The organism is Desulfosporosinus sp. Sb-LF, from assembly GCF_004766055.1.
Taxonomy (GTDB): Bacteria; Bacillota; Desulfitobacteriia; order Desulfitobacteriales; family Desulfitobacteriaceae; genus Desulfosporosinus.
Genome location: NZ_SPQR01000005.1, coordinates 188,850 through 211,195 on the forward strand (window position 1 = coordinate 188,850; position 22,346 = coordinate 211,195).

At 40.3% G+C, this 22,346-nt stretch carries 14 protein-coding genes; all 14 read right to left on the bottom strand.

Translation table 11 applies throughout. The annotated features are described in order from the left end of the window. Positions 1-315: 315 nt before the first annotated feature. Positions 316-2,043 (bottom strand): hypothetical protein, encoded by a 1,728-nt coding sequence (locus E4K68_RS09085; RefSeq protein ID WP_135378618.1) that lies wholly within the window; start codon positions 2,041-2,043, stop codon positions 316-318. Beyond that, positions 2,036-3,769, bottom strand: a complete 1,734-nt coding sequence (locus tag E4K68_RS09090; protein ID WP_158291399.1) for an NAD(P)/FAD-dependent oxidoreductase — start codon at positions 3,767-3,769, stop codon at positions 2,036-2,038. The genes E4K68_RS09085 and E4K68_RS09090 overlap by 8 nt, the downstream gene beginning before the upstream one ends. An 811-nt stretch (positions 3,770-4,580) precedes the next feature. Beyond that, positions 4,581-6,320 carry a Tn7-like element transposition protein TnsE gene (locus E4K68_RS09095; RefSeq protein ID WP_135378620.1) on the bottom strand — a complete coding sequence of 580 codons (1,740 nt, stop codon included), beginning with the start codon at positions 6,318-6,320 and terminating at the stop codon, positions 4,581-4,583. Between the two features lie 46 nt (positions 6,321-6,366). Continuing rightward, the gene (locus tag E4K68_RS09100; protein ID WP_135378621.1) at positions 6,367-8,328 is read right to left on the bottom strand and encodes a TnsD family Tn7-like transposition protein; all 1,962 of its coding nucleotides are present in this window, start codon (positions 8,326-8,328) and stop codon (positions 6,367-6,369) included. A gap of 3 nt (positions 8,329-8,331) precedes the next feature. Beyond that, positions 8,332-9,732, bottom strand: a complete 1,401-nt coding sequence (locus E4K68_RS09105) for an ATP-binding protein (protein ID WP_206751201.1) — start codon at positions 9,730-9,732, stop codon at positions 8,332-8,334. A gap of 268 nt (positions 9,733-10,000) precedes the next feature. Further along, the gene (locus E4K68_RS09110; protein ID WP_206751202.1) at positions 10,001-11,782 is read right to left on the bottom strand and encodes a Mu transposase C-terminal domain-containing protein; all 1,782 of its coding nucleotides are present in this window, start codon (positions 11,780-11,782) and stop codon (positions 10,001-10,003) included. Positions 11,783-12,192: 410 nt separating this feature from the next. Then, positions 12,193-13,041, bottom strand: coding sequence for a TnsA endonuclease N-terminal domain-containing protein (locus E4K68_RS09115; protein ID WP_135378624.1), 849 nt, complete (start codon positions 13,039-13,041; stop codon positions 12,193-12,195). A 158-nt stretch (positions 13,042-13,199) separates the two neighbouring features. Continuing rightward, positions 13,200-15,023: a glutamine--fructose-6-phosphate transaminase (isomerizing) gene (glmS, locus tag E4K68_RS09120; RefSeq protein ID WP_135378625.1), complete on the bottom strand. Its 1,824-nt coding sequence runs from the start codon at positions 15,021-15,023 to the stop codon at positions 13,200-13,202. A 491-nt stretch (positions 15,024-15,514) separates the two neighbouring features. Next, the gene (locus E4K68_RS09125; protein WP_135378626.1) at positions 15,515-15,829 is read right to left on the bottom strand and encodes a hypothetical protein; all 315 of its coding nucleotides are present in this window, start codon (positions 15,827-15,829) and stop codon (positions 15,515-15,517) included. A 278-nt stretch (positions 15,830-16,107) separates the two neighbouring features. After that, entirely contained in the window at positions 16,108-17,445 is a 1,338-nt protein-coding gene (gene glmM / locus E4K68_RS09130; protein ID WP_135378627.1) for a phosphoglucosamine mutase, read from the bottom strand. A 90-nt stretch (positions 17,446-17,535) separates the two neighbouring features. Then, the gene (locus tag E4K68_RS09135) at positions 17,536-19,134 is read right to left on the bottom strand and encodes an FAD-dependent protein (protein ID WP_135378628.1); all 1,599 of its coding nucleotides are present in this window, start codon (positions 19,132-19,134) and stop codon (positions 17,536-17,538) included. Between the two features lie 4 nt (positions 19,135-19,138). Then, positions 19,139-20,380 carry a CdaR family protein gene (locus E4K68_RS09140; RefSeq protein WP_135378629.1) on the bottom strand — a complete coding sequence of 414 codons (1,242 nt, stop codon included), beginning with the start codon at positions 20,378-20,380 and terminating at the stop codon, positions 19,139-19,141. 6 nt (positions 20,381-20,386) lie between these two features. Beyond that, positions 20,387-21,196, bottom strand: coding sequence for a diadenylate cyclase CdaA (cdaA, locus tag E4K68_RS09145; protein WP_135378630.1), 810 nt, complete (start codon positions 21,194-21,196; stop codon positions 20,387-20,389). 107 nt (positions 21,197-21,303) lie between these two features. Beyond that, positions 21,304-22,332 carry a DUF1786 domain-containing protein gene (locus E4K68_RS09150; protein WP_135378631.1) on the bottom strand — a complete coding sequence of 343 codons (1,029 nt, stop codon included), beginning with the start codon at positions 22,330-22,332 and terminating at the stop codon, positions 21,304-21,306. Positions 22,333-22,346: the final 14 nt, after the last annotated feature.

Genomic DNA, 22,346 nt, shown 5'->3' on the forward strand with positions numbered 1-22,346 from the left:
AATAGCGTACATTTCTGGACCCATTTTTAAAATAAAGTTTGTTTATTTACTTTAATAATTCTATCATTTTTTATAATAAAGTTTGTAGTAACTGAGATAAGATGATCAGTCCTTGTTGTAATCAATTGAGACTTTTGAGTATTAAGCACTCAATGTGCGTTGATGTTACTTCATTACCACCCAGACCGTTTCCCTAGATAAGCTAAAGAGAAAACACATGAAGCCTTTTAACTGAAGATTTAAAATATAAAATAGCTTGAATAACAAAAATTGTGCTATCTGTTTCGAGAGCATCATTTAAGACTTCAACTTGATTTAAACTTGTAGCATTTTTTTTACGGTCTCGATAATAAATTTCATTGAATTAAATGCTGCTAATTCTTGATTTTCGTCAGTTTTGTCATATCCCCAATCACATATTGCTTTTACCATAATACAATCAACTTGGTTACCAATTGCTACAGTTATTAAACCAGCACTTTCCATATCTCCGCCTATAATCTCTGACTCTTGCTCCTTTAGTGTATTTATAAAATCTTTTGAGTTAACAAGTGTTTCACCTGAAGCAATAACACCTATATGTACACCTGAGCTTGTCCAGTCAACCGCTGTCATGTCAGATATTTGCCTTAAATACGTTGAAACTTGTGTTTTATCACCTCTAGGAATAATTTTAGTTTCATTTACTTTTTTTATTTCATAATTCCATATTTGAGATGCGATTAGTACATCTCCTATCTTTTGTTTATCGGGATTCGCCCCGAAAGCAATACCGCCCATAATTATGTAATCTGGTTTGAATTTATCCATTGCTTTCGAAAGAGTCATTATTGAAGCCCCTGGCCCAGTTAGCCCCATTTGAGATTTGATAATATAAATATTCATGCTTAAAGTTATGATAGAATAATAACCAAAATCATCTGTTCTTTCATTAACTGTAAATTCATCTCTAAACATTTTCAAAGCATACCTAAGTTCAGTAATTGTTGTAACGACTACTAGTAAAGTTTTCTTTCCATTAACATCCATTGGTGATACCTCCATAAAAATCGGTTCTAATCTTCTGGCCTTATTTAAAATATTATCATAATAAAAGAGTAGATCAGTAATATTTAATGCAGGCTTAGTCGAATTTGTCGAGACATACTCAATCAAGCCTAATCCATTATTATATCTGGCTCTCACTAAATTAGATTGTTCATTAAGTAATCCAATTCCGTTTGCAATCTTTTTCAAAATATAATACAGTTCTGGGAACATAGGATCGAGCTTAATTTCAATATATTTTTCTATAGGAAAACAACTTAGATCCAAGATCTTTTTATAAATTTTGTAACTCGTATCCCATTTGTTATTAGCTAAAAAATCATAGGCTTGTAATTGCGGTATATCAGTAATAATAGTTCCATTACCAGCATTTAGATACCTTTGTGTATATTTCTCGGAAATAAACATTCTTAGTGAAAGCTCAATTTGCCTTTTAGAATGATAATCACTAATTTTCTCATTTAATAATTTATCAAATAAATGGATCGTTATTGCAGACTTTTGATCACCTAATATCAAAAGTGGTACCTGCCCTTTAATGATATCAAATGCAGATGTACTAATCTTTTCTCTTAAAAAATCAAACTTTTCTTCCAAGAAATTTTTCCGTAGCAAATCAGTTGTTGAACCATTTAAAGTAATAACATTATTTCCCCAAGACGATATAGAATCATGGAAATACATTGGGTATCTATTTTGATCATTTGCATATAATATCTGTCTACTTAATACAAAATCTTCGAGAGAACGATGATTTGTAAAAAACTGAACTATATCACATATATCTAATTGCCTTAAATATGTTGTCGTCTTTGGTAATTCTATATTACTCTCCCACAGGTGAGAATAGGAGGCATACGGAGGCCTTAGAGACATAAACATTGATTTCGCAACAATATCAAGCGCCAAATCATCAAACAACGTTAATTTAATTGACTCTCTTAGTTCTCTATCCAAAAAATGATAATAAATAGACTCAGAATTTCTTTTATTCATTAGTATCGCCAAATAGCTTCAGTTGAGGGTCTATCGGATTTTCATTACTCTTAATAAATGAGATTAGATCTATCTTCTTAACTTGCTTTGCATGAACTTCAGGTTCAAAAACCACATCATCTTCTCGTATTTCAAATATTTCTTCAATCTTTGAGCCAATGGTGAAATATTTTATCTTTTTTCCATGCTTTTTAGCTAAAGCAATTTCAAATAATACTCCATCTGCAATTGGTCCAAAAACCCATAGTTCCTCACAGGTCTGGATCAATTGATTATTACCACGTCTTATAATATCCCTTGGTACCCTATCACTCAGAAAATAATCAAATACTCTGAATGGGTTTATTGGTAAAAGCTCTTTTTTTAATACATATTCACAAATTATATCCCTGCAATAAAAATATACTTTTGATTGTGCCGTAAAAATCAATTTCATTGTATCTATCTTACTTTTTTTGATATTTAGAAACTTAATGCTGTTCTCAACTTGTTCTAGATCATCATTAAGTTCTTGAGCACAATAAATACCACTCACGAGTGCAGCTACAAGACCACGAAATTGTCCAGAACAGTCGCCAGGTACCCAGACTTTTTCATTAACCATTTTCAATTTCTGATAATCAAAAAGAGGATATTTTCCGATATACTCAATTTCCGGTCCGTAAACACTTGTATTATTTAATACTGCATCTTCGTTTAAATTAACAAGCATACCAATATATTCTTTTATAATAGAATCGCAATTTTTGCCAATAAACTTAAAATTATTATCCATATATTCGGATAAAGAAATCTTCTTCTTCGATATATTTTTTAATAGTTCATTTATTTCTTTTCCATAGGGGCTATTTTCTGTTTTGATTCGTATCAAAACACCTATATTTGAATGATTTGTTTTTTCGTCTAAACTATATCCATTATATGAAACAAAATCGTCAAATTTAGATTCAAGAACAGACCCATCTTTACAGCAACAAAAAGTACGAATTTCAACACTATCATTAATCTTTTTTATAAATTTATAGTCAATTGATTTATCATTATACACATTTAATAAATCAGATAATGTTTCAATCCTAACTCCAGCTTCAACAATATAGTTATATTCCCTACTAATAAAGCCGACTTTTTCAAGTAGTATCGACCCATATTTCCCTGCAGAAAAAACAACATATTTAGCTTTATAACAACTCTGATCTTTTGTTTCAATTATGTAGAAACCTTCTTCTTTACTAATAGAAATTACTTCAGAATTAAATTTAATGTAAGCATTTAGCCGAGAATATAAATAATTATTTAGCTCAACTCTTTGCTTGCTTGTTAAGTAAAAAGAATCATATTCCTTTCTTTCCCCAAATTCATAGAAATCCTTATTTAACCAAGATTCGTCCCATTGAAGAATATCTACGTCTATCTCTTTCAAAATACTTTGAAATCGAGTATATGCTTCTTTGATCAATAGATTATTTGTCATTGTCCATAACTTTGTTGCAGCAGGAGGAAAAGAAAGCTTCCCATCAGAAAATAAGCCGCTGCCACCAAAACCTGAAGGCACGTCTGAAGCTATCTGGTATGATCGTTCATTAAGATGTTTACCCTTTTCTAAAATAAGGAATTCTCGTTTTGACTTAATCAATTCATGAGCACTCATTAAACCAGCTGGCCCACCACCAATGATAATAACATCATATATATTTGAAGTAGTATTAATACTCTCGCCTCCCAATAAAGCAATTGGAAATAAGTCTTACAAAGTGGAAGTTACCTTTTCAATTCATCACTAATTCTGGTGGAATTATACCTTCATATTCTGGTGACGATGTTACCAAATCAACTCCCCTTACTTCAATTAAATCTAAAAGGAAGATTCATCATGTCTATGTCATGTTTGCTGAAAGGAGCATGGATATTTAAAGTGTTAACTCAAAAGTAGTTAGATAGGCCCCAATATTTAAATAAAATAGTTTACTCGATCTCAATTTCTTGCTCTTGATTTTCGATTTCTGCTTCGATAAGGGTTCTAATTGGTTCATAAATCAGTATATCTTGATTTACTGCTTCTTCTCAAGCGAATTTGCAAGAATATCATGCCCATTTTTTCTTTCGCTCTTAATTATAAAAGGTGCAATTTTCTTTAAAGAATCAATATCTTCCAAGAAAATTGATCTAAACAATCTTTTGAGGAGATCAGCATTCATGTCATTCATCTCATTTCTAGCGTGTCAGTAATCATTAATTATATAGGAACACCACTAAGCGCAGAAGAGCGAGTTGCCTCTTCTTTACATCTATTATATATATAAAGGAATATTTCAACAAATTCTCTAAATATTCCTGCCAAAAAACAAATATTTGAAAATAATAACAAAATCATTAATATTTAACCCCAACGAATTTTGTTCAATAGCTCTTTTAACTCGATTCATCCTGTATATATTTTCCATACTTATTAAACATTTAATTACATACTAGTCCGTGGAGTTGAGTTGGTGAAAGCAGCAGATAGGGCATGTCCAAATTTTAAAACTTTAATGTAGCTATATTTCAAGGAAATCTTCCTCTTCTATAAAATTTAAGTTCTCCCAAATAACTGCTGCCCAATCAATTATACTCCACTTACTTAAATGCTTAACCTTAACAATTCTTAACACTGGATGATTAAGTATTTGACTCTTTCGCCAACTCCCGTAGTTGTTGATAAGGCCATGCAACAGTCCTTGTACTTCACTGAAGAGTTCGACCTCAGATAGCTTTCTTTTATCGCGAAGTTCAATTATTAGCGTTGAAAGTTGCACTTTTTCTGGTCGCTCTACCTCTAGAATGTACTTGGGTTTGTTCCTATGCTCAATTGTTACCAAAGCATATTTTCTTGGCCCGCCATCTTCATTTCGAGAAAACTGCCTTCCTGATGGCAGCACATCTATTTTGGGTGGAGAAACCGAGATTACTGGGCTAAACCTGGCAATCACCTCTAACATGCCACGAAATTGCTCAAGACCATTGTCATTAAAACCTATAACTACATTTGGTCCCCGGAAATCCAAGGGACGCACTTCGCTGTTACCAGTATAAAAGACTTCTTCGCCTGAGAACATTACTTCTGGAATCTTTCCTGACTCTTTCTCTAAGTGGGCTAGTCGTTCCTTTTCACGAGCTTCCATTCCTGCCTTATCTTCGATTTCTCGTCTTTCCCGTTTACTAAACTGCCTATGATTTTCATGGTTATTCTTTTCTCTATAAGCATTAACCTCACGGTTTTGCCTAACTAGCTCGGGAAGTTCGGTAAATGATAAGACGTTATTAGAAACCATACGTGTCACTGTCTTCGAATTACTTGTCGGATTATCAATTACAATCGATTTATCTTTGTTAATGCTTGAGCGTTTCTTCCTTTTAACAGCTGACCTATGACCAATAATTTCAACGTTCTTTCTATCAGTAAAGGACTTATGCGCATACTCAATCTTTTTGTAGGGTAATTCTAAACCCTGTACTGAAACTATTTCTAAGACAATAATTGCTTGACCCTGTTGAATAGCCCTTACTTGCCATATGCAAGAACGATCCATCGGAGGAACTGCCGTAATTTTTTTGGAACCAATCAAATCCTCATCTGTTAAAGTAAAAAGGGCCAAAGGGAGGTTAATGTCACCGCGTGGGTAGACTCCATTATAAACTGAATTCCACACTTTCTTTGCTAAAGGATCAGTAATGAGCCATGCCACATGATTTACAGAAGAATCCATGATAATCTTCCTTGGCACATGTGGATCAAAGTTTATCTTTAATAACCCTTCAATTGATTTCACATATGTAGCAACAAAGTCAATCCCGTTTGGTTCTAGTAGAGCTCTAGCCAAAGTTGCATTTGGAGTTAAAAAACTCCTGATAATTTCTACACAAGGAATAATCACGTGCAATTCCTTGCATTGACAGACCCATACGTATTCTTCACTTGCCTCAGAATTCTTAAGCTCGATCAAACCCGACGGTAAATCTTGAACCCTGAGTAATTGGCCCTCTGATGGATTTGAAAGTGATAGACTAACTAATGTCCCCGATCTATGGAACTCACTCGGTAGACCCTTAATATAGAATTGTCCTATCCGGAAATATGGAAGTAAGCCCCATGAAATGTTAAGCAGTTTTATTGTTCCATTCTCACCTTCGAGAACTAACGGAACTTTCCATTCCTGATTCTGCTCTTTGAATGGGGATTTAATCCAAAGCAGTTGAACTGACTCACCCGGACTAAACGGCCAACCTTTAATGAACATAACTCATGCTGCCCCCAACTCCTCATATATTTGCTTCAAGAATAGCCTAATTCAAATAATTACTGTCTCCGAAATCCTTTGTGTTTTGTAGAATACTATTACTTTCAATTAAAAGTTGAATCCGTTGAATATCATCTTGAATAAAGCTCTCAACATTACTCAGGTATTCTGGTCTTATGCCTGCTTCCCGAATAACTTCCCATTTCTTCACAGAACCTTTACGCTGGAATATTTCCTTTGTTACGCCAACGATACGCCGTCGCTGAAATTCGCTCACCGATTCTGAGACTTTCTCCAAAAAATCCGCTGTCCTTGGCAATTTGTCAATATGGCGCTGAATCACAGCCCGTTGACCAATTGATTTTGCTAAACGAGAAGAGGTAATTCTAACTGGCCGGGATAAGCTTAACAATTCATGATTGGCACCTTTGAGCTGGAAAAGTATTTCGATATCCCTAGTCTTCCAATCAACTCTTACCTTTGTGTCTTTTGCCAGTTTCTTCGTGAGTGGTGGGGGAAGATGTTCTTCTAACCAATCGGGATTATTTCTATAAAACCAAGCATATTGTTTTTGTAAAGCAAAACGCATTTCAGTTCTGCAACATTCCGGGTTTTCTTTTAAAAAAACCGTAATGTCTTTAGCATAGCGTTTAAAAAAATCAGCCTTACTCTTGGATGGTCCTGGACTAACTGGTTGTTGTACCCTTATTTTACATCCAAGTTGTTCGGCAAGCCCTAATTTGTGAGCATATTTGACTATAGTGTTCGGGTCACAATTCATTATTCGTCCTATTTCCCTGAACACGACATTACCTTTTTTCAATAAGCTATGTAGTTTTGCCTCCCATACTGGGCCAAAGTTTTTAATCCGCCCAATTCTATATTTATCCTCCGGCGTAAGATCTGGACCTCTTCGGGAATAGACAAACCCACAATGACAGGCAAATGTACCCACTGGTTTGCGTGTTTTATAATCTGCGGAAATCTTACAATCAACTACTACTGGTTGTCTAAAGTGTTCGGCAGCGGGATTTAAGCAATACCATGGAGGTTCACCAAAGACTGGGACTGGTCTAAAGTCATTCCGAAAAAATTCTTCAGCACTTCCACTTAGGAACATCATTAGCAGAATATGGCGGATTGGATGTACAACTCTTTTCGGTTTTCTGGTAATAACCTTAAGCCAATTATATTCATTCCCCTTACCCAACCCTGACTCCATAATGGACAAAATACTACCACCATAAAAGCCATATATTGCAAAAGCTAGATCTTGTTGTGAAATGTGCCCTTTACTGGTCAAAAAGCCTTTGGCGTTCATCAAATGTAAATACATTTGATGAACTCTTACCTGGCTATTGTCAATCAGATGATGATTCAGTAAATGATGTACCGATTCAGCAACCTGGTGAAGCTTTTGTTGAATATTCTCCTCCGACAAAAACTCAGGTTTTAAATCTGCTATTCGGTGATCAAACCTAATAAACTCAATTCGGCTGACTATATGGTACGATTCACGGTAATGCTTTAACAAGCACCCATGTTTATAACAAACACTGACACCTTGAACATTATGGCTTCTTCGGAAGTACATTTCACCGTTGTCCTTGAAATCATTATCGGCGCAAATTGGGCAATATAACAGGCCTTCAGTTGAACAAACACTACCTGCCATCATACCAATCATAGCTTGAACATTACTTTTAGCGTCGGAGATCATTAAATTTAAAATGCGTACCGCACGTTCCTTCGGTAGGAATGGACTATATAAGGGAAACAGAGTGTGGTTAAAAACTAACTGTTCTGGAGTACAGTCGGCTTCCCTATAAAATTGGGCACAGAGATAGCCGATGTTAGTAGGGAAATGGATAGAAGGGATCTTGCTACGTGAACCGAAAACCTCAACTAAAGTATCTTTATAATCCGAATTCCCGGTTAAAAAATGATACCTTGCTATTAAACTGTATAATAATTCATCTTCGTAGGGAGTGGGGAAAAAGGGTCTCATAGTTTAAGCAAATTCCTCCACGTTCTTTATATACCCCGACTCATTCAGCAACTCGTAAACGTGCTTCTTTTTACCGATAGCTTGATGGAATATATGAATTAAGCCCTTACTCTCGACTGCTTTTTTGATCTTTTTGCCACCTGTACTTGCTTTAGCCGCCTTTGCATCATTTTCTTCCATAGCGGTTTTAATAGCAAGTTGCTTTATTTTTAAATAATCTTCATTTACTCCAAGTTCATTAACTATTCGTGTAGCGATCCCTTCAAAGTCACGTTGATTCAGATTACTTAAAAAGCCTAATCCTGTAAGGTCGAACATCAAAGTCTGCACTTTGCTTTTATGCTCAATTGTATCAAGTTTTTCAAGGCTTTGAGTAATCGACGCGATCTTACCATTCAAATCCAATTTTTCCCGTTTAGAATTTATTATCTTTTCCATGTCTATAGCAACATCTTCGAGCTGTGCTAATCTCGCCCGATCATTATCTCGAAGTGCCCTTATTATGTCACTGACCATATAAAGATCTTCGTTCGCAGTATTAAGAATTATCTTTTCGGTTATTCTTTCATCATCTGTAAATAAGGCTCTCTCTTGAGCCAGCAAAAATAGACTAACTGCAATAGCAGTAATACCCTGAGACTGTTCATACATCAGTTCAGCTAATTCGTTAGATAAAGGAGTATGGATTTTGAGCCATTGAAATTTCCACATGGTCTTTAAAAATAAATCCCATTCCTCATCAGGCGCCATTCTATCCCAATAAATGCTTTTTTGACTTGCAGCTCGTCTACTTTGCCTAAGTTCTTTAGTTAGTACCTTTAAAGCTTTAAAAGTTCCGATAAGGATAATTGGAACACCAATTTTATTCTCTAAAGTGACTAAGAAATTCAGAAGTTCGTCTGGATCAGTCTTTTTACTGATAAGATGCTGCATTTCATCAATTGCGATTACACCGACCGAATGAATGGTAGCAAGACGCTCCATATCTATCATCATTTTCCCTCTGGAGTTTCTAGCATCACCGAATTTATCATAATAATTTGTCTCTAGAACATCATCAACAGCCTTAAAAAAAATCTGGCAGAAAGTTTTTAGCGAACCATCAAACGGGCAATCAAGTTTGAGCCAGACAATCTGAGTTCGGTTCAAAGCCATACCCTCATATTTCTTAGTATGTCGAATTACTTGAGGATACATTTTAAGTAGTTTTTCAATAGCTGTTGTTTTTCCGATACCACTAATACCAATGATACTTAAAGTAAGAGCACTCGACTTAATATCTTTAAATCCCTGAAAGGTAACAGATTCTATTAGTTTTTCATCCTGCTCGGATATTGAATGTATACGTTGGTTAAAGTCCTTCTGTTTAATAGGATTTCTAGCAATATAACCTCTTCTTAACATACTAGAAATGTTTCTCGCTAAGTCAAAGTGAATATTCCAAGGCATAGTAAAATGTTTAAGCCTCTGAATAACATCAAATCTTATCTCCTTCTGAAGTTCGAGATCCGAAGACGAATGGAGAGGCCTTGAAAACATGTATTCGAACAACTCTTCCTCAGTATAAACGTCTGGCAACGCCTCAACGAGTGGATTATTGTTATATTCTTGGAGCGGGTGTTTACTATATATTGCATCTACTTCGAAACAGTTTTGCAAATTGTACTTCATGTTATTCTATGTCCTTCCTAAACTTTTCTTCAATCCTCTTCTCCATCATCTCCAACATTGATCTTTTAGCTGAAGTCTCGGGATCGATTCCGCGCGAAGGTATGTGGTTACTTGATTCACTATTATTAACTAAGAAGGGAATTACTTCACCTGATTTAGGTTGTGCCGCCCCAAGGTTGAACTGTTCTTCTTCTCTTCTTTGAGACTTTTCATCGGCCCTATTTGTAGAAATGTTCTTAGTCCTTTGAGCCTTGCTGGTCTTTGGTTTTGTCTTTTTTTGTTTATCAGTTTCTTTCTTTGCACTCTTCAAGATTGCTCTGGTTGCCATATCGTGATCAGCATTGTTTTGTGATTCTTCATCTATGGCATCCTCTAAACGCTCTGCCAACAACTCGCTGTGAAATCGAGCTTCTTCCCAGTAAAGGTTGGCGTAATCCTCACTCTTCTCCAATAAGTTAGCAACACTAAAGGATTTTCCGTCTTTGGTGGGTAAATATACTACACTAATATCCCTTGGGTCATATGCAATTACCTCACTACGCCTTTTTGGATTAATAAACCAACCTTCCGCTAATGCCTTCTCGAAACTATAATAACGACCTTCAAACTTAATTCCTTGTCTTAAAATACTTGCTTTGGCTCTTGGTAATAAATTCAATCTCACAATTTCACGAGGGAAACTGTGAAAACATCCCTTTTTATTTTCCATTCCCCAACGCCATATCACGATCGGCTTAGGTATTACTCCCGAAGCGTGTAATTCCGTGGACAACGGATACTTAGTCATGACGTGTTTGTTATGCCATATTACATCCCTTATCATTAACCCTGTGAATTCTTTAACAGTTAGTTCTGCTTTTAAACGATGGTCCTCTTCACAGCGTTGTCTATACTCTCGATCGATGGCACCGGGTAGCATATGTTTTATTCTGTCATTGACTGTTCGAAAATGCCTTTCCACGATTCCCTTTAAATCCCCGCGGTATGGGGGAGTAATATCCACCTCAACATTTAGATTATTTATTAAATTGTCAGCATTTAAGCCCTCCATTTCTCCACCATCAGCAATAATTCTTTCAGGCAGTCCTTGGCAGGGCCACTCTTCTTCCGAAATACGAATGTCGTACTTACTGCAAAACGCAACCTTATCATCCACAATATTATCGATAAGCATCATGGCTCCGACCCATGAAGGTCCTTCTAAACCGACATATATCCCTGCAACCATTCTTGAATACGTATCGATAGCTACATATACAATTGGTCTTCCAATTATTTTGGTTCTATCAAGGCTGCTCACCAGATAGACGTCCGCAATTGTTGCGTCTACTTGATATTCAGATCCCGGCCCCGATACCTTTGATGTTGAATCTCCAAGCAATTCACGGAGTTTAAGGTTAAATTCCCTTTCACTATGGCGGTCAATGTAGTCCTGTTTTTCATCCTTTTCCTTCAAATACCAGTATCGGAATTGTGTGTATGTAGGTCTCCGATCCTTGCCCCATCTCTTTACCTTTTTCTCCCCGTTTTCTGTATAAGGAGTAGAGAAGTATGTATCGAGGAGATAGTTATAAGCATCTGTTAAAGTTGGTTTTTGTTTAGTTCGATACTTTGTGTCAATGACTAGCCTGAATAAATTAAGTTCAGCTTTGCCAATGTTAATTCCCACTTTATCAGGATCACGGTATTTTGGCGGTCTACCTCTCTTTATTTCCGTACTCTTGCGGTTTTTACCTGGGTGCCCACAATTGTTGTAATCAAGTAACAGCGCATTTTTAGTCATACCTCGTTGCCAAAAACGCTTAATTATACGATCAACTTTATATTTAGGTAGTAGAAACTTGTCACACGCTTGTCGGACTAATTTAGATCTTGTACTTCTCGTTAACATCGCTATCGGCTCTTTAGCCCAAAGACATTGAACTAAATCCCAGTCTTTATCCCTAGCTTCTCTTAATGAAGAAGGAATATCTTCATCTCTCCAAGTTCTTGCGTAAGGGTCAGGGATAATAACTAGTTTTCCAGTATCCAAACCCATTTCAAGTTCATCTACTGTTGTCATAAAAGGGAGAGACCCTTCGTCAGATAGATCCACAAGAAATGCATATTCCTCCTCTTTCCAGATTACTCTCTGGCGCTCGATCTTTTCATTGTCTTGACTCTTTACTCTTTGTATGACTGTATTAACTTGTATCACCCTGCAAACACCTCAATATCAGCCGATTTACCAACACTAATCTTTTGAGGAGTATCAAATTTTAGTTTTACTGTATCGATATCCATGTTAATTTGTTTGGTATAGAGCAAGTGTTTAAATATTGAGAGACTTGTCCCAATTTCCAATGTCATTCTACTGTCGAAGTCATGGGCCATATCGCGGATCACAACCCTATTGCCAGAAACGGTTTGCTTAAAGGCGCTTATAAGAGCGTTTCTATTTTTGACCGAAATACTTCTTAACCCATCTAAGTTGGATAGGTCATGGCAACTCCGTAAATCATTTAAGTTTCTTGCTAATACCTGGTTTATCTCTAGTTCCGTAACAATGCCCCAATCAAGGCCTTTGGACTTCCAATAACGTCTTTCAATCTCAAATTTTTGAATAATTCGTTCGTCCATAAGCTCGCCCTTGGGTTTAACGGTTCTGATCACATCGACAGTACCATTTTCATCTTTTATCGTAATTCTAAAATCACTCGACATGACAATTGGATAATTACTTACTGGATCGGTTGGAGGTTCAATACCGCATTCTTTTGCGATGGCAAGAGTCTCAGTCAATTCAAAGAGGGGAAACTGCTCACGAATATCAACCACTGAATCTCGATACTCCAATATAAGAAAATAATCTCGTTCGAGATTTGACAGTAAATGGTGTTCTCTTTTGATTTTAGTTCCGGCAATTCTGGATCTTCCGCCTTTTGACGGAACATCATGGATAGTCAACCACGGTTTATAGTTTTCACCATATCCAGAACCCCTGCCTTCTTTAATCCATTTAGCCTGCTTTTCAGGTGTTTCAACCCTATTTCTTTTTGCCAAAAAAAACACCCCTTTCGATGTTATTCTACATCAAAAGGGGGCTATTCAAACATTCTTTATTATAAAAATACAAACTATTTTATTAAAGTACAAACTTTATTATGAAACAACAAACTTTATTATGAAACAACACCAACAGGCGTTTATACAATAGCTTCCTACTCCACTGTCACGCTCTTTGCCAAATTCCTCGGCTTATCAACGTCACACCCCCTGGCCACGGAGACATAGTAGGACAGAAGTTGCAGCGGTATGACTGTGAGGATCGGAGAAAGCTCATCCATGGTCTCTGGAATATAGATCACATGATCGACCGATTTCGTCAAGCTGGTGTTTCCTTTATAGGTCAGTCCAATCACTTTAGCATCCCGGGCTTTTACCTCTTTGATATTAGAAATGGTCTTTTCGTATACATCCCGTTGGGTTGCCAGCGCAATGACGGGTGTATTTTCTGTGATCAAGGCCAATGTGCCGTGCTTTAACTCGCCAGCTGCATAGGCTTCGGCATGGATATAGGAAATTTCCTTCAACTTCAGGGATCCTTCCATCGCCACAGCCCAATCTAACGAACGGCCAATAAAGAAGGTATCTTCCACGTTGACAAACGACTTTGCCAACTCCTTGATGAGGCTCTCTTGATCCAGGATTTCTTGGGCTTGAGCGGGAATTCTCTGCAAAGCGGTAATAATTTCCCCAATCTTTTCGGAAGGTAAAGTTCCTTTGACCTGAGCAAGATAGAGTCCAAGTAAAACCATTCCTTCCAGCTGAGTCGTGTATGCTTTCGTAGACGCTACTGCGATCTCGGGACCAGCCCAGGTGAAGATGACATCATGGGCTTCTCGGGAAACCGTGCTTCCCACGACATTAGTTACTGCAACCACGCGCGCGCCGCGGTTTTTGGCTTCACGTAGGGCCGCCAAGGTATCAGCTGTTTCTCCAGACTGGCTCACTACCACGACCAAAGTATGCTCATCCACAAGGGGTGAGCGATAGCGGAACTCCGAGGCAATGTCCACTTCAACTGGGAGGCGTGCCCAACGTTCAATCAAAGTCTTGCCGACAAGCCCAGCATGCCAAGCAGTACCACATGCAACAATATAAACCTTGTTAATTTGCGCCAGTTCTTCAAGGGTTAGATCCACTTCTTGAAGAACGACTTTCTGTTCTTCCAAGCGGCTCAACATCGTATCCTTCAAGGCACGAGGTTGTTCATGAATTTCCTTAAGCATGAAATGTTCATACCCGCCCTTTTCTGCGGCCACGGCATCCCACTTGACGTTATAGACTTCTTTCGTATGAGGATTTCCTTCGAAGTCTGAGACTTTTACCCCATCTTCAGTGATAACTACCATTTCTCCATCATCTAAGATATAGACTTTGCGTGTCTGGTTCAAAATCGCTGTAATGTCGCTCGCCACGAAGAACTCCCCATCTCCAAGGCCTACAACCATAGGGCTATCTTTACGAGCGGCCACCAATTTATCAGGTTCCTGGCGTCTAAGCGCGACCATCGCATAGGACCCGCGAACCGTTTTTAAGACTTTCCGAACTGCCCCCTCAAAGTCTCCCTCATAAAAGTCTTCAAGTAAGTGGGCTAGAACTTCCGTGTCAGTTTCTGATACAAAATGATGTCCCTTTTCGATGAGCTTGTCTTTTAATTCCAGGTAATTTTCAATGATTCCATTATGCACCACCACAAAATCCTGTTTGCAATCGCAATGGGGGTGAGCATTAAGGTGTGAAGGGCGGCCATGGGTTGCCCAGCGGGTGTGTCCGATTCCAATGCACGACTGGGAATAATTCTCCCCGAGTTCTTTTTCTAAAGCGACTAATTTACCTAAACTTTTGGAAATAACAAGTTCATTTTGATCTACGACCGCTACCCCTGCCGAATCATAACCCCGATACTCTAGCTTTTTTAAGCCCTCCACCAAAATAGGAATAGCCACCTGTTTTCCAATATATCCTACAATTCCACACATATGTGTTTTGCTCCTCTCATCATACCTATTTTTTCAATTCTAATCAATTTCAGTACTTTCTTACGCGCTTAATGAACCACAATCCCCTTTGTGTCTACCGTAAAAAATAAAAGTCGCCCCTACACGGACGACTTTGTTGCTTCACATTTTAGGCAATACAAGCAAGGGGGTCAAATGCACACACTATCCCCTTGTCTTGTCAACTTGCTCTTTGTCCCGAGAATTACTCCTCGGTTTTAAACAAGCTTACGGTGACAAGCCACCGAGAGGGATCCGCCGAATCTTTCGATAACCCTCTTCCTCGTCGACCTTAAATCAAAATAACGACTAAGGTCCTGGCGCTCTAATTTTATTGCCTTCTATGAAACAATCGTCCAACCATGAAGTATTGTATTCTATGATACTTAGCGTTCTTTTGCTACTTCACCTCCTTTCAATCCTCAATAACTGGCACCTAACAATAAACTGCTAATTATTGAGACAACTTTATTTTAGGCGTAATCTGCCATCATTTTCTTGACACATTCTTCACAATTTAGGATCTCTCGTGAGTTTGGTAATTTACTTCTAACTGGGCATTCTGGGTGATACTGCTCGCATGCTGCACCGCCTACTTTACCTCTTGAAGAGTGCATCATCGTGACTCCCCGATACATCACTTCACATCTTGCGATACTATCTGTCTCAAGTGTCCACTCATCAAAATCGGAGAGTGCTTCCGATACTGAATTATATTGAGAATACTCCGCATTCTTCGCAGGTATCGGGCTTACAACGACCCATATCTTATTAGGATTGTCTTTCACTTAGTTGGCCTCCCTTAATTATAGCACACATCTACTGGGACAAACTCACGGCATATTCGGTATCCTATCTTTCACGTAGTCTACGCAGTATTTCCTTATCAGATAGATTCTGCGTGTCCCCACTTTTGCGATACTATTTCACATATGCCGTAATTTGCTCTTCCATGAGACGAGTGGCTTAATTATAATCTACAAAGCTCCTTAACATCGTCGTAAGGAGAAAATACCATTTAGCACATAAACTATTATACGTGATTTAAAGAGGTATGCAATGGTATTTATACATCGCACTGGACAATGATGTCAATAACTCCTTGGGCTAATTCCTTTAATTTTTGCTGATCAGTACCTTCAGCCATGACTCGAATTAAAGGTTCTGTCCCAGAGGGGCGTACCAACACGCGGCCTCGACCACCAAGGATTTCCTCAGCTTCTTGTACTTTGGCAAGCACTCGTTCATCTTGCATCAAGCGTTCTTTATATTGAACCTTGGCATTGATAAGTACCTGGGGTAAGCGCTGCATGGCAGAAGCAAGCTGAGAGAGCGGAACTTGTCGTTCCTTGACAACGGCCAACAAATGTAGAGCGGTTAATAAACCATCACCTGTTGTGTTTTGATCGAGGAAAATAATATGTCCAGACTGCTCTCCACCAAGCTTTGCTCCGGTTCTGAGCAACTCTTCCATGACATAGCGGTCCCCAACTTGCGTCTGATCGACCGTGATTCCTGCCTCTTTCAACGCAAGATGAAGGCCAAGGTTACTCATGACGGTGACCACTACAGAATTTTGAGCTAAGGTTCCTTTCGCCTTTTGGGCTAAGGCACAAATTACCATGATGAAATCCCCATCTAAGATGTTCCCTTGTTCATCCACCACAATAAGACGATCGGCATCTCCATCATTTGCCAGCCCCAGGTCGGCGTTATGTTCTAACACAGCCCTTTGCAACTGTTCAGGATGGGTCGAACCACAACCAGCATTAATATTCACACCGTCTGGCGTATTAAAAATAGGGACAACCTCTATCCCTAATTCTCGCAAAACCTCGGGGCCAACATACGACGCTGCTCCATTAGCACAATCTAAAACGACTTTAAGCCCATCTAGACGTCCCACGGTCGATTTAAGGAAATCTATATAGCGACGTCCCGCATCGGGTACTTCAATGACCCGTCCGATCTCTCCGCCAATCGGAACCTCCCAAGGTTTCTCTTCGTTCAAGACAATCCGTTCAATTTCATCTTCAATGGAATCTGGTAATTTATACCCTGTCGAATCAAAGAACTTAATCCCGTTATCTTGGACAGGGTTGTGGGACGCTGAAATCACGACCCCTGCACTGACATCGAGGGTTCGTGTTAAGAGGGCAATTCCCGGTGTAGGTAAGACACCCACTCGCAAAACATCCGCTCCGACAGAGCAAATTCCAGCGACAAGTGCAGCCTCCAGCATATCTCCAGAAATCCTGGTATCTTTGCCGATCACAATTCTAGGATGTGGATGCTCCTTACTCAAGACGTAGGCGCCCGCTTGCCCAAGGCGAAAAGCGAGGCTCGATGTCAATTGGCTATTAGCAACACCACGTACCCCATCGGTCCCAAAGAGTCGACCCAAGTCTTTTCCCTCCCTTCATTTCTTATTATATTTAGTTCTCCTAGAAATGTTATCAAATCTCTAATACTATTTAGACACATCTTCTCTATTCTACCCTACCTGGGCATATTGCGCCATAAGATATTCTGCCATTCTTATACCATCGACTGCGGCACTCGTAATTCCCCCGGCATACCCCGCTCCTTCGCCCGCCGGATATAGCCCTGCCAAGCTTAACGATTCTCCTTGCCCATTACGAACAATGCGAATGGGAGAGCTTGTCCTTGTCTCAACCCCTGTCAAGGTCGCCTTATCTCCGGCAAATCCTTTGATTTTACCATTAAAAACCCGAAGTGCTCGGCCTAGCACATCCCCTACCTGAGTCGGGAGGACGGTATGCAACTCACAAGGCACAATACCAGGAGTATACGTCGCTGATAGGTCAAAGTGATCCGACACGCGACTTTCCAAAAAGTCCACAACTCGTTGTGCCGGGGCCTTATAATCTCTTCCTCCTGCCAAAAACGCCTTATGTTCCCACTCCCTTTGAAAGGCTAGACCTGCGAGTGGATGCGCTGTCGGAAAATCGTCCGCACCGACGGTCACCACAATAGCACTGTTAGCGACCTTCGTATCCCGATCATATCCGCTCATACCATTCGTGACTACCCCGCCCTCTTCCGAAGCGGCTGCCACGACCTTTCCTCCGGGACACATGCAAAAAGCATAGGCCCCTCGACCTGTCCTCACATCCTGATACGTCAGCTGATAATCCGCCGGACCGACATGAGGATGTTCTTCGATTCCGTACTGAGAGTAATTGATAAGGGACTGTGGATGCTCTACTCGCAGACCTATCGCGAACCCTTTTTTCTCCAGCATTACCTTTGAATCATATAAAAACTCATAAACATCACGAGCACTGTGCCCAATAGCAAGGATGACCGCCTCGGCAGGAATTTCTTCCCCGTCAACAATAACCCTTTGCAAACGTCCTGAGGACGACATTAACCCAGTGACTTTAGACCGGAAGCGAACCTCGCCACCTAGCGACTCGATCTCCCTCCGAATTCCTTTGACGACATCTTTCAGAATATCCGTCCCGATATGCGGTTTGGCTAAATATAGGATCTCTGAGGGCGCACCGTGCTTGACGAAGGTTTCCAAAACCTCTGAAATCTTGCGGTCTTGAATTCGAGTTGTGAGCTTACCATCCGAGAAAGTTCCCGCTCCACCTTCGCCGAATTGCACATTGCTCTCAGTGTCTAACTTCCCTGTATCCCAAAATTCCTGAACTTTGCGTGAGCGTTCCTCAACAGGGTCCCCACGTTCCAGCACAAGCGGAGCATACCCTCTTCGGGCTAAGGCTAATGCAGCGAAATACCCCGCTGGTCCAGCTCCGATCACCACAGGGCGAGATTTAAGCGTTTTAGTGGGCTCAGGCCAGAGCACAGGAACCTCCATTGGAACTTCCTTCAGACCTGGAACCCGGTCTAAAATTCGGCTTACTTCTGTGTTTGGAATGTCAAGGGATAACTGAATCGTATAGACGAACGCAAGATAGGGTTTTTTTCGGGCATCTAACGACCGACGCAAAAAACGAAGACCGTTGATTGTCTCTTCAGGAACTTTTAGTTTACGAGCCATGGTAGTCTTTAACAACGCATCTTCTTCGACAGGGATTCTCAAATTCGTCCATAGTAACTCCACGTAATTATTCTGCTCCTTTTACTAAATGAGCTTTGAGATTATAGCTCACTTGTGGTGTTGTAGGCATTGTCACACCCGGTGGAAGTTGCCAGAAAACCTTAGTATTCGCATAACTTCCCGCCGCTTGACCGGAGGCGTCAACCCAGAGTTGAATCTGATCAGCTTTGACATCTTTCAAGATGTCAGAAAGACCTTCGACCACAATATTAACAGGGGTCGCTGCTGGGTCTTGTTCTAGACCTGCCCCAATATTTCGGATTTGAACCGGTACGTTGGGAATTTCTTTTTGAATGACTCCGGGGCCTATTTGGGCGATAACACTTAAGGCTGTTCCGTCAGGAAAAGTGATCCCTTGTGGCAAGGTTACTTTATCGGAAGGGATCTGGAACACTTTATCCTCGGTAAGGTTACTAATATCTACAGGACCAAGATTTAAGGAATCAAATCCTTTCAAGGCCTGAGTAGCACCCAAAACTTGCACACTGGCTGGAGAGGGTACTAAGGAACGTAAGACCTTGCCTTGTGCAGGTGTCCCGTTGCTCGTGGCTTTAAGGGGAACCATCTTCGACGAAAGACCTTTCAGCATTACAGGATTAATCACATCCACGCTACTCGGAGAAGCACTTAAAATGTCGACACTGGGGTTCGGTCCGAAAATGAGTTTACCCTCTTTATCACGAAAACTCACTGGGCGAGAAACTTGAATCGTATCAGTGGCACCTGTTGCACTGACTTCTACGGTTACTTTGTTGAGTGTGGCAAGTATAGAACTCGGTCCACGTACATTCACAGCCGTGGGTTTGACGAAGGGGGTTCCCATCTGATAACCTTCCGCTGGACTGCCCGTAACGAGGGCCTCGACCGGAATCATCTTCTCCTGCACAGTATCTAGTTGCAGCTTAACGTCAACAGGTTGAAGATCAACCACTTTTGTTCCTGGTGGAGTGTTGACTTTAATCGTATATGTGTGTTCCCCGGGTGTACCTCCAGATAGATCAATCTCCGCATATAAATCCTTTATATTGGCACTGGGATTGATCCCCTGTAAACGAATTCTGACTGAAGGAAGACGGGTCAAAACGACCATGTTTTGAGGCAGTCCATTGTCTACGAGCGGAATCGTGAGTGTTTGTTCACCGGTCAGCGTATCGGGTGAACCTTGATTCATCACAAAAAGCCAAAAGATGATCGCAAATAGGAACGAAATCCCCTTGACCCCGAGGTTGCGCCGAAACATTTTATGCATGGGCCATCACCTCCAAAATGAACTAAATGAAAAGGAGGTACTCTTTATTTCGAGTTCCCTCAGCAATAATTCCCGTAACATTTTATCATCGACAAAACGCGTAAGGGTTCCGTCAATTCCTACAGAGATCGCCCCTGTTTCCTCAGAGACCACGATAGCCAAAGAGTCGGTAATTTCCGTCAACCCTAAAGCAGCCCGATGGCGTGTACCTAAGTCTTTTTGAATATTAGGATTGACGGATAACGGGAGAAAACAACCAGCCGCTGCCACACGATCCTGCCGAATAATCACAGCACCATCATGCAACGGGGTATTGGGAATAAAGATATTGACTAAAAATTCAGAGGATACCATTCCATCAATCTTGATCCCAGTTTCTACAAAATCTTGAACTCCTGTTTTCCGTTCGAGCACAATCAAAGCCCCGATACGAGTCTTGGAGAGAACTTGCGTACAACGCACTAATTCTTCGACCACTTGTTCCAGATTATCCACTCCAGGGGTTAAGGGATGGCGTGTAAAAAAGCTCCCTCTTCCTAGTTGCTCCAATGCCTTTCTAAGTTCAGGTTGGAAAACGACCGGTATCGCTACGACAAACATCTGTAAAAGTTTATCCAACAACCAACTAATAGTTCTTAGTTGGAAATATCTAGCAAGTAGCGAAACGGCCAGAAGGACCATAACTCCCTTGACCAACTGCACAGCCCGTGTACGCTTAATGAGCATGTAGAATTGGTAGAAGACCACTGCTACAACGATAATATCGATCGCACTTCGCAACCCAAAATTTTGAAATTGAGATAAGAATTCTGCCATGGTCTCCCCCCTTTCTGGTGCACAGTAAACTTGCTTTATTGGACTACTATACGTTTCTACATAAATGCGAGAAATCCTTGCCTTTATAAATATTTCTTTACGCTATCTCAAATGATCCCCATGCCAGCAAGAAGCCCAAAACAACCTGTCAACATCATATCCCCATAGGGGGCAGCTTCATACCAACCCAGCGGTTTTGCCATACTTCTCCGAGGACCTGTTACTACGACAAAGTCCCAGCCTGGACGCATTTCCGGATGAAGAGTTGCGCCATGCCCACCCTGATCAAAAACTTCCGCATTGGTTAATTCTGCGGACTGAAAACGTTGAATCAAGTTGGCTAGAGACTCTAGATTAAGCATACCTGTATGGTGCTCGAAAATTCCGTAAACCCGATTCCCGCGAATGGCTGCTGCAAGGGTGTGCGAATTGCCAATATTAACTGCCAAGATCCCTTGATCCAGATAGGGTTTTACCAAGGAGTCAGACATGATTCCCAAGAGCGCTGCGGTCCCGGTATCTGTCACGATAGCCTCGGGCATAATCTCTCGTACTGCACGCATCCGCGTGTAAACCTCCGGGATATTCTGGGTAAACACCAACTTGCGCAAGTCACCCCCCTGAATCACAAACTCCTCCCAGAGTCTAAAACGTAGAGTTCGGTTACTTTCGGTGACACTGAACCCGTGATCCTGTAAGGCAACAGCTAACCTTTGAGGGTATTCTAAGTCAAACGCTTCAATAGCCTGTCTCAAAGAAAACGTATCGATATCTCCTAACCAAATGGAAGTGATGAATTCAGATTCTGCAACTTCTTCGCGAAGCTGTATTCCCATCCCCTCTACTAGAGCCAGGTTATCGTTAAAGGTTAACGCTGCCTGTGGAGTTGCATAGGCTTTAAGACCCGATGTCAAATGCTTTTTCAGGGCTAGAGCGCACGCGCCACCACCCATCAAATGTCCCTGTAGGAAAACATCCTTGCCCTCATCTGTAGCTACACGAATTTGTGCCGCAACAGTCTGTGTTCGGCTGGGAACGATAAACTTTGGACAGTTTTCTATATTTTTCCCAGGTTGATAGAGAAGAATATCTTGGGTGCCGGACCCGACATCAATAATTAACACACTTTCTGTCATTTACATACCCTCCA

Excerpts from the sequence above, each read along its gene's own strand:
- E4K68_RS09105 (WP_206751201.1), bottom strand. The coding sequence starts at position 9,732 with ATGTTAAGAAGAGGTTATATTGCTAGAAATCCTATTAAACAGAAGGAC.
- E4K68_RS09100 (WP_135378621.1), bottom strand. The coding sequence starts at position 8,328 with ATGAGACCCTTTTTCCCCACTCCCTACGAAGATGAATTATTATACAGT.
- glmS (WP_135378625.1), bottom strand. The coding sequence starts at position 15,023 with ATGTGTGGAATTGTAGGATATATTGGAAAACAGGTGGCTATTCCTATT.
- E4K68_RS09110 (WP_206751202.1), bottom strand. The coding sequence starts at position 11,782 with ATGACTAAAAATGCGCTGTTACTTGATTACAACAATTGTGGGCACCCA.
- E4K68_RS09150 (WP_135378631.1), bottom strand. The coding sequence starts at position 22,332 with ATGACAGAAAGTGTGTTAATTATTGATGTCGGGTCCGGCACCCAAGAT.
- E4K68_RS09085 (WP_135378618.1), bottom strand. The coding sequence starts at position 2,043 with ATGAATAAAAGAAATTCTGAGTCTATTTATTATCATTTTTTGGATAGA.
- cdaA (WP_135378630.1), bottom strand. The coding sequence starts at position 21,196 with ATGGCAGAATTCTTATCTCAATTTCAAAATTTTGGGTTGCGAAGTGCG.
- E4K68_RS09140 (WP_135378629.1), bottom strand. The coding sequence starts at position 20,380 with ATGCATAAAATGTTTCGGCGCAACCTCGGGGTCAAGGGGATTTCGTTC.
- E4K68_RS09095 (WP_135378620.1), bottom strand. The coding sequence starts at position 6,320 with ATGTTCATTAAAGGTTGGCCGTTTAGTCCGGGTGAGTCAGTTCAACTG.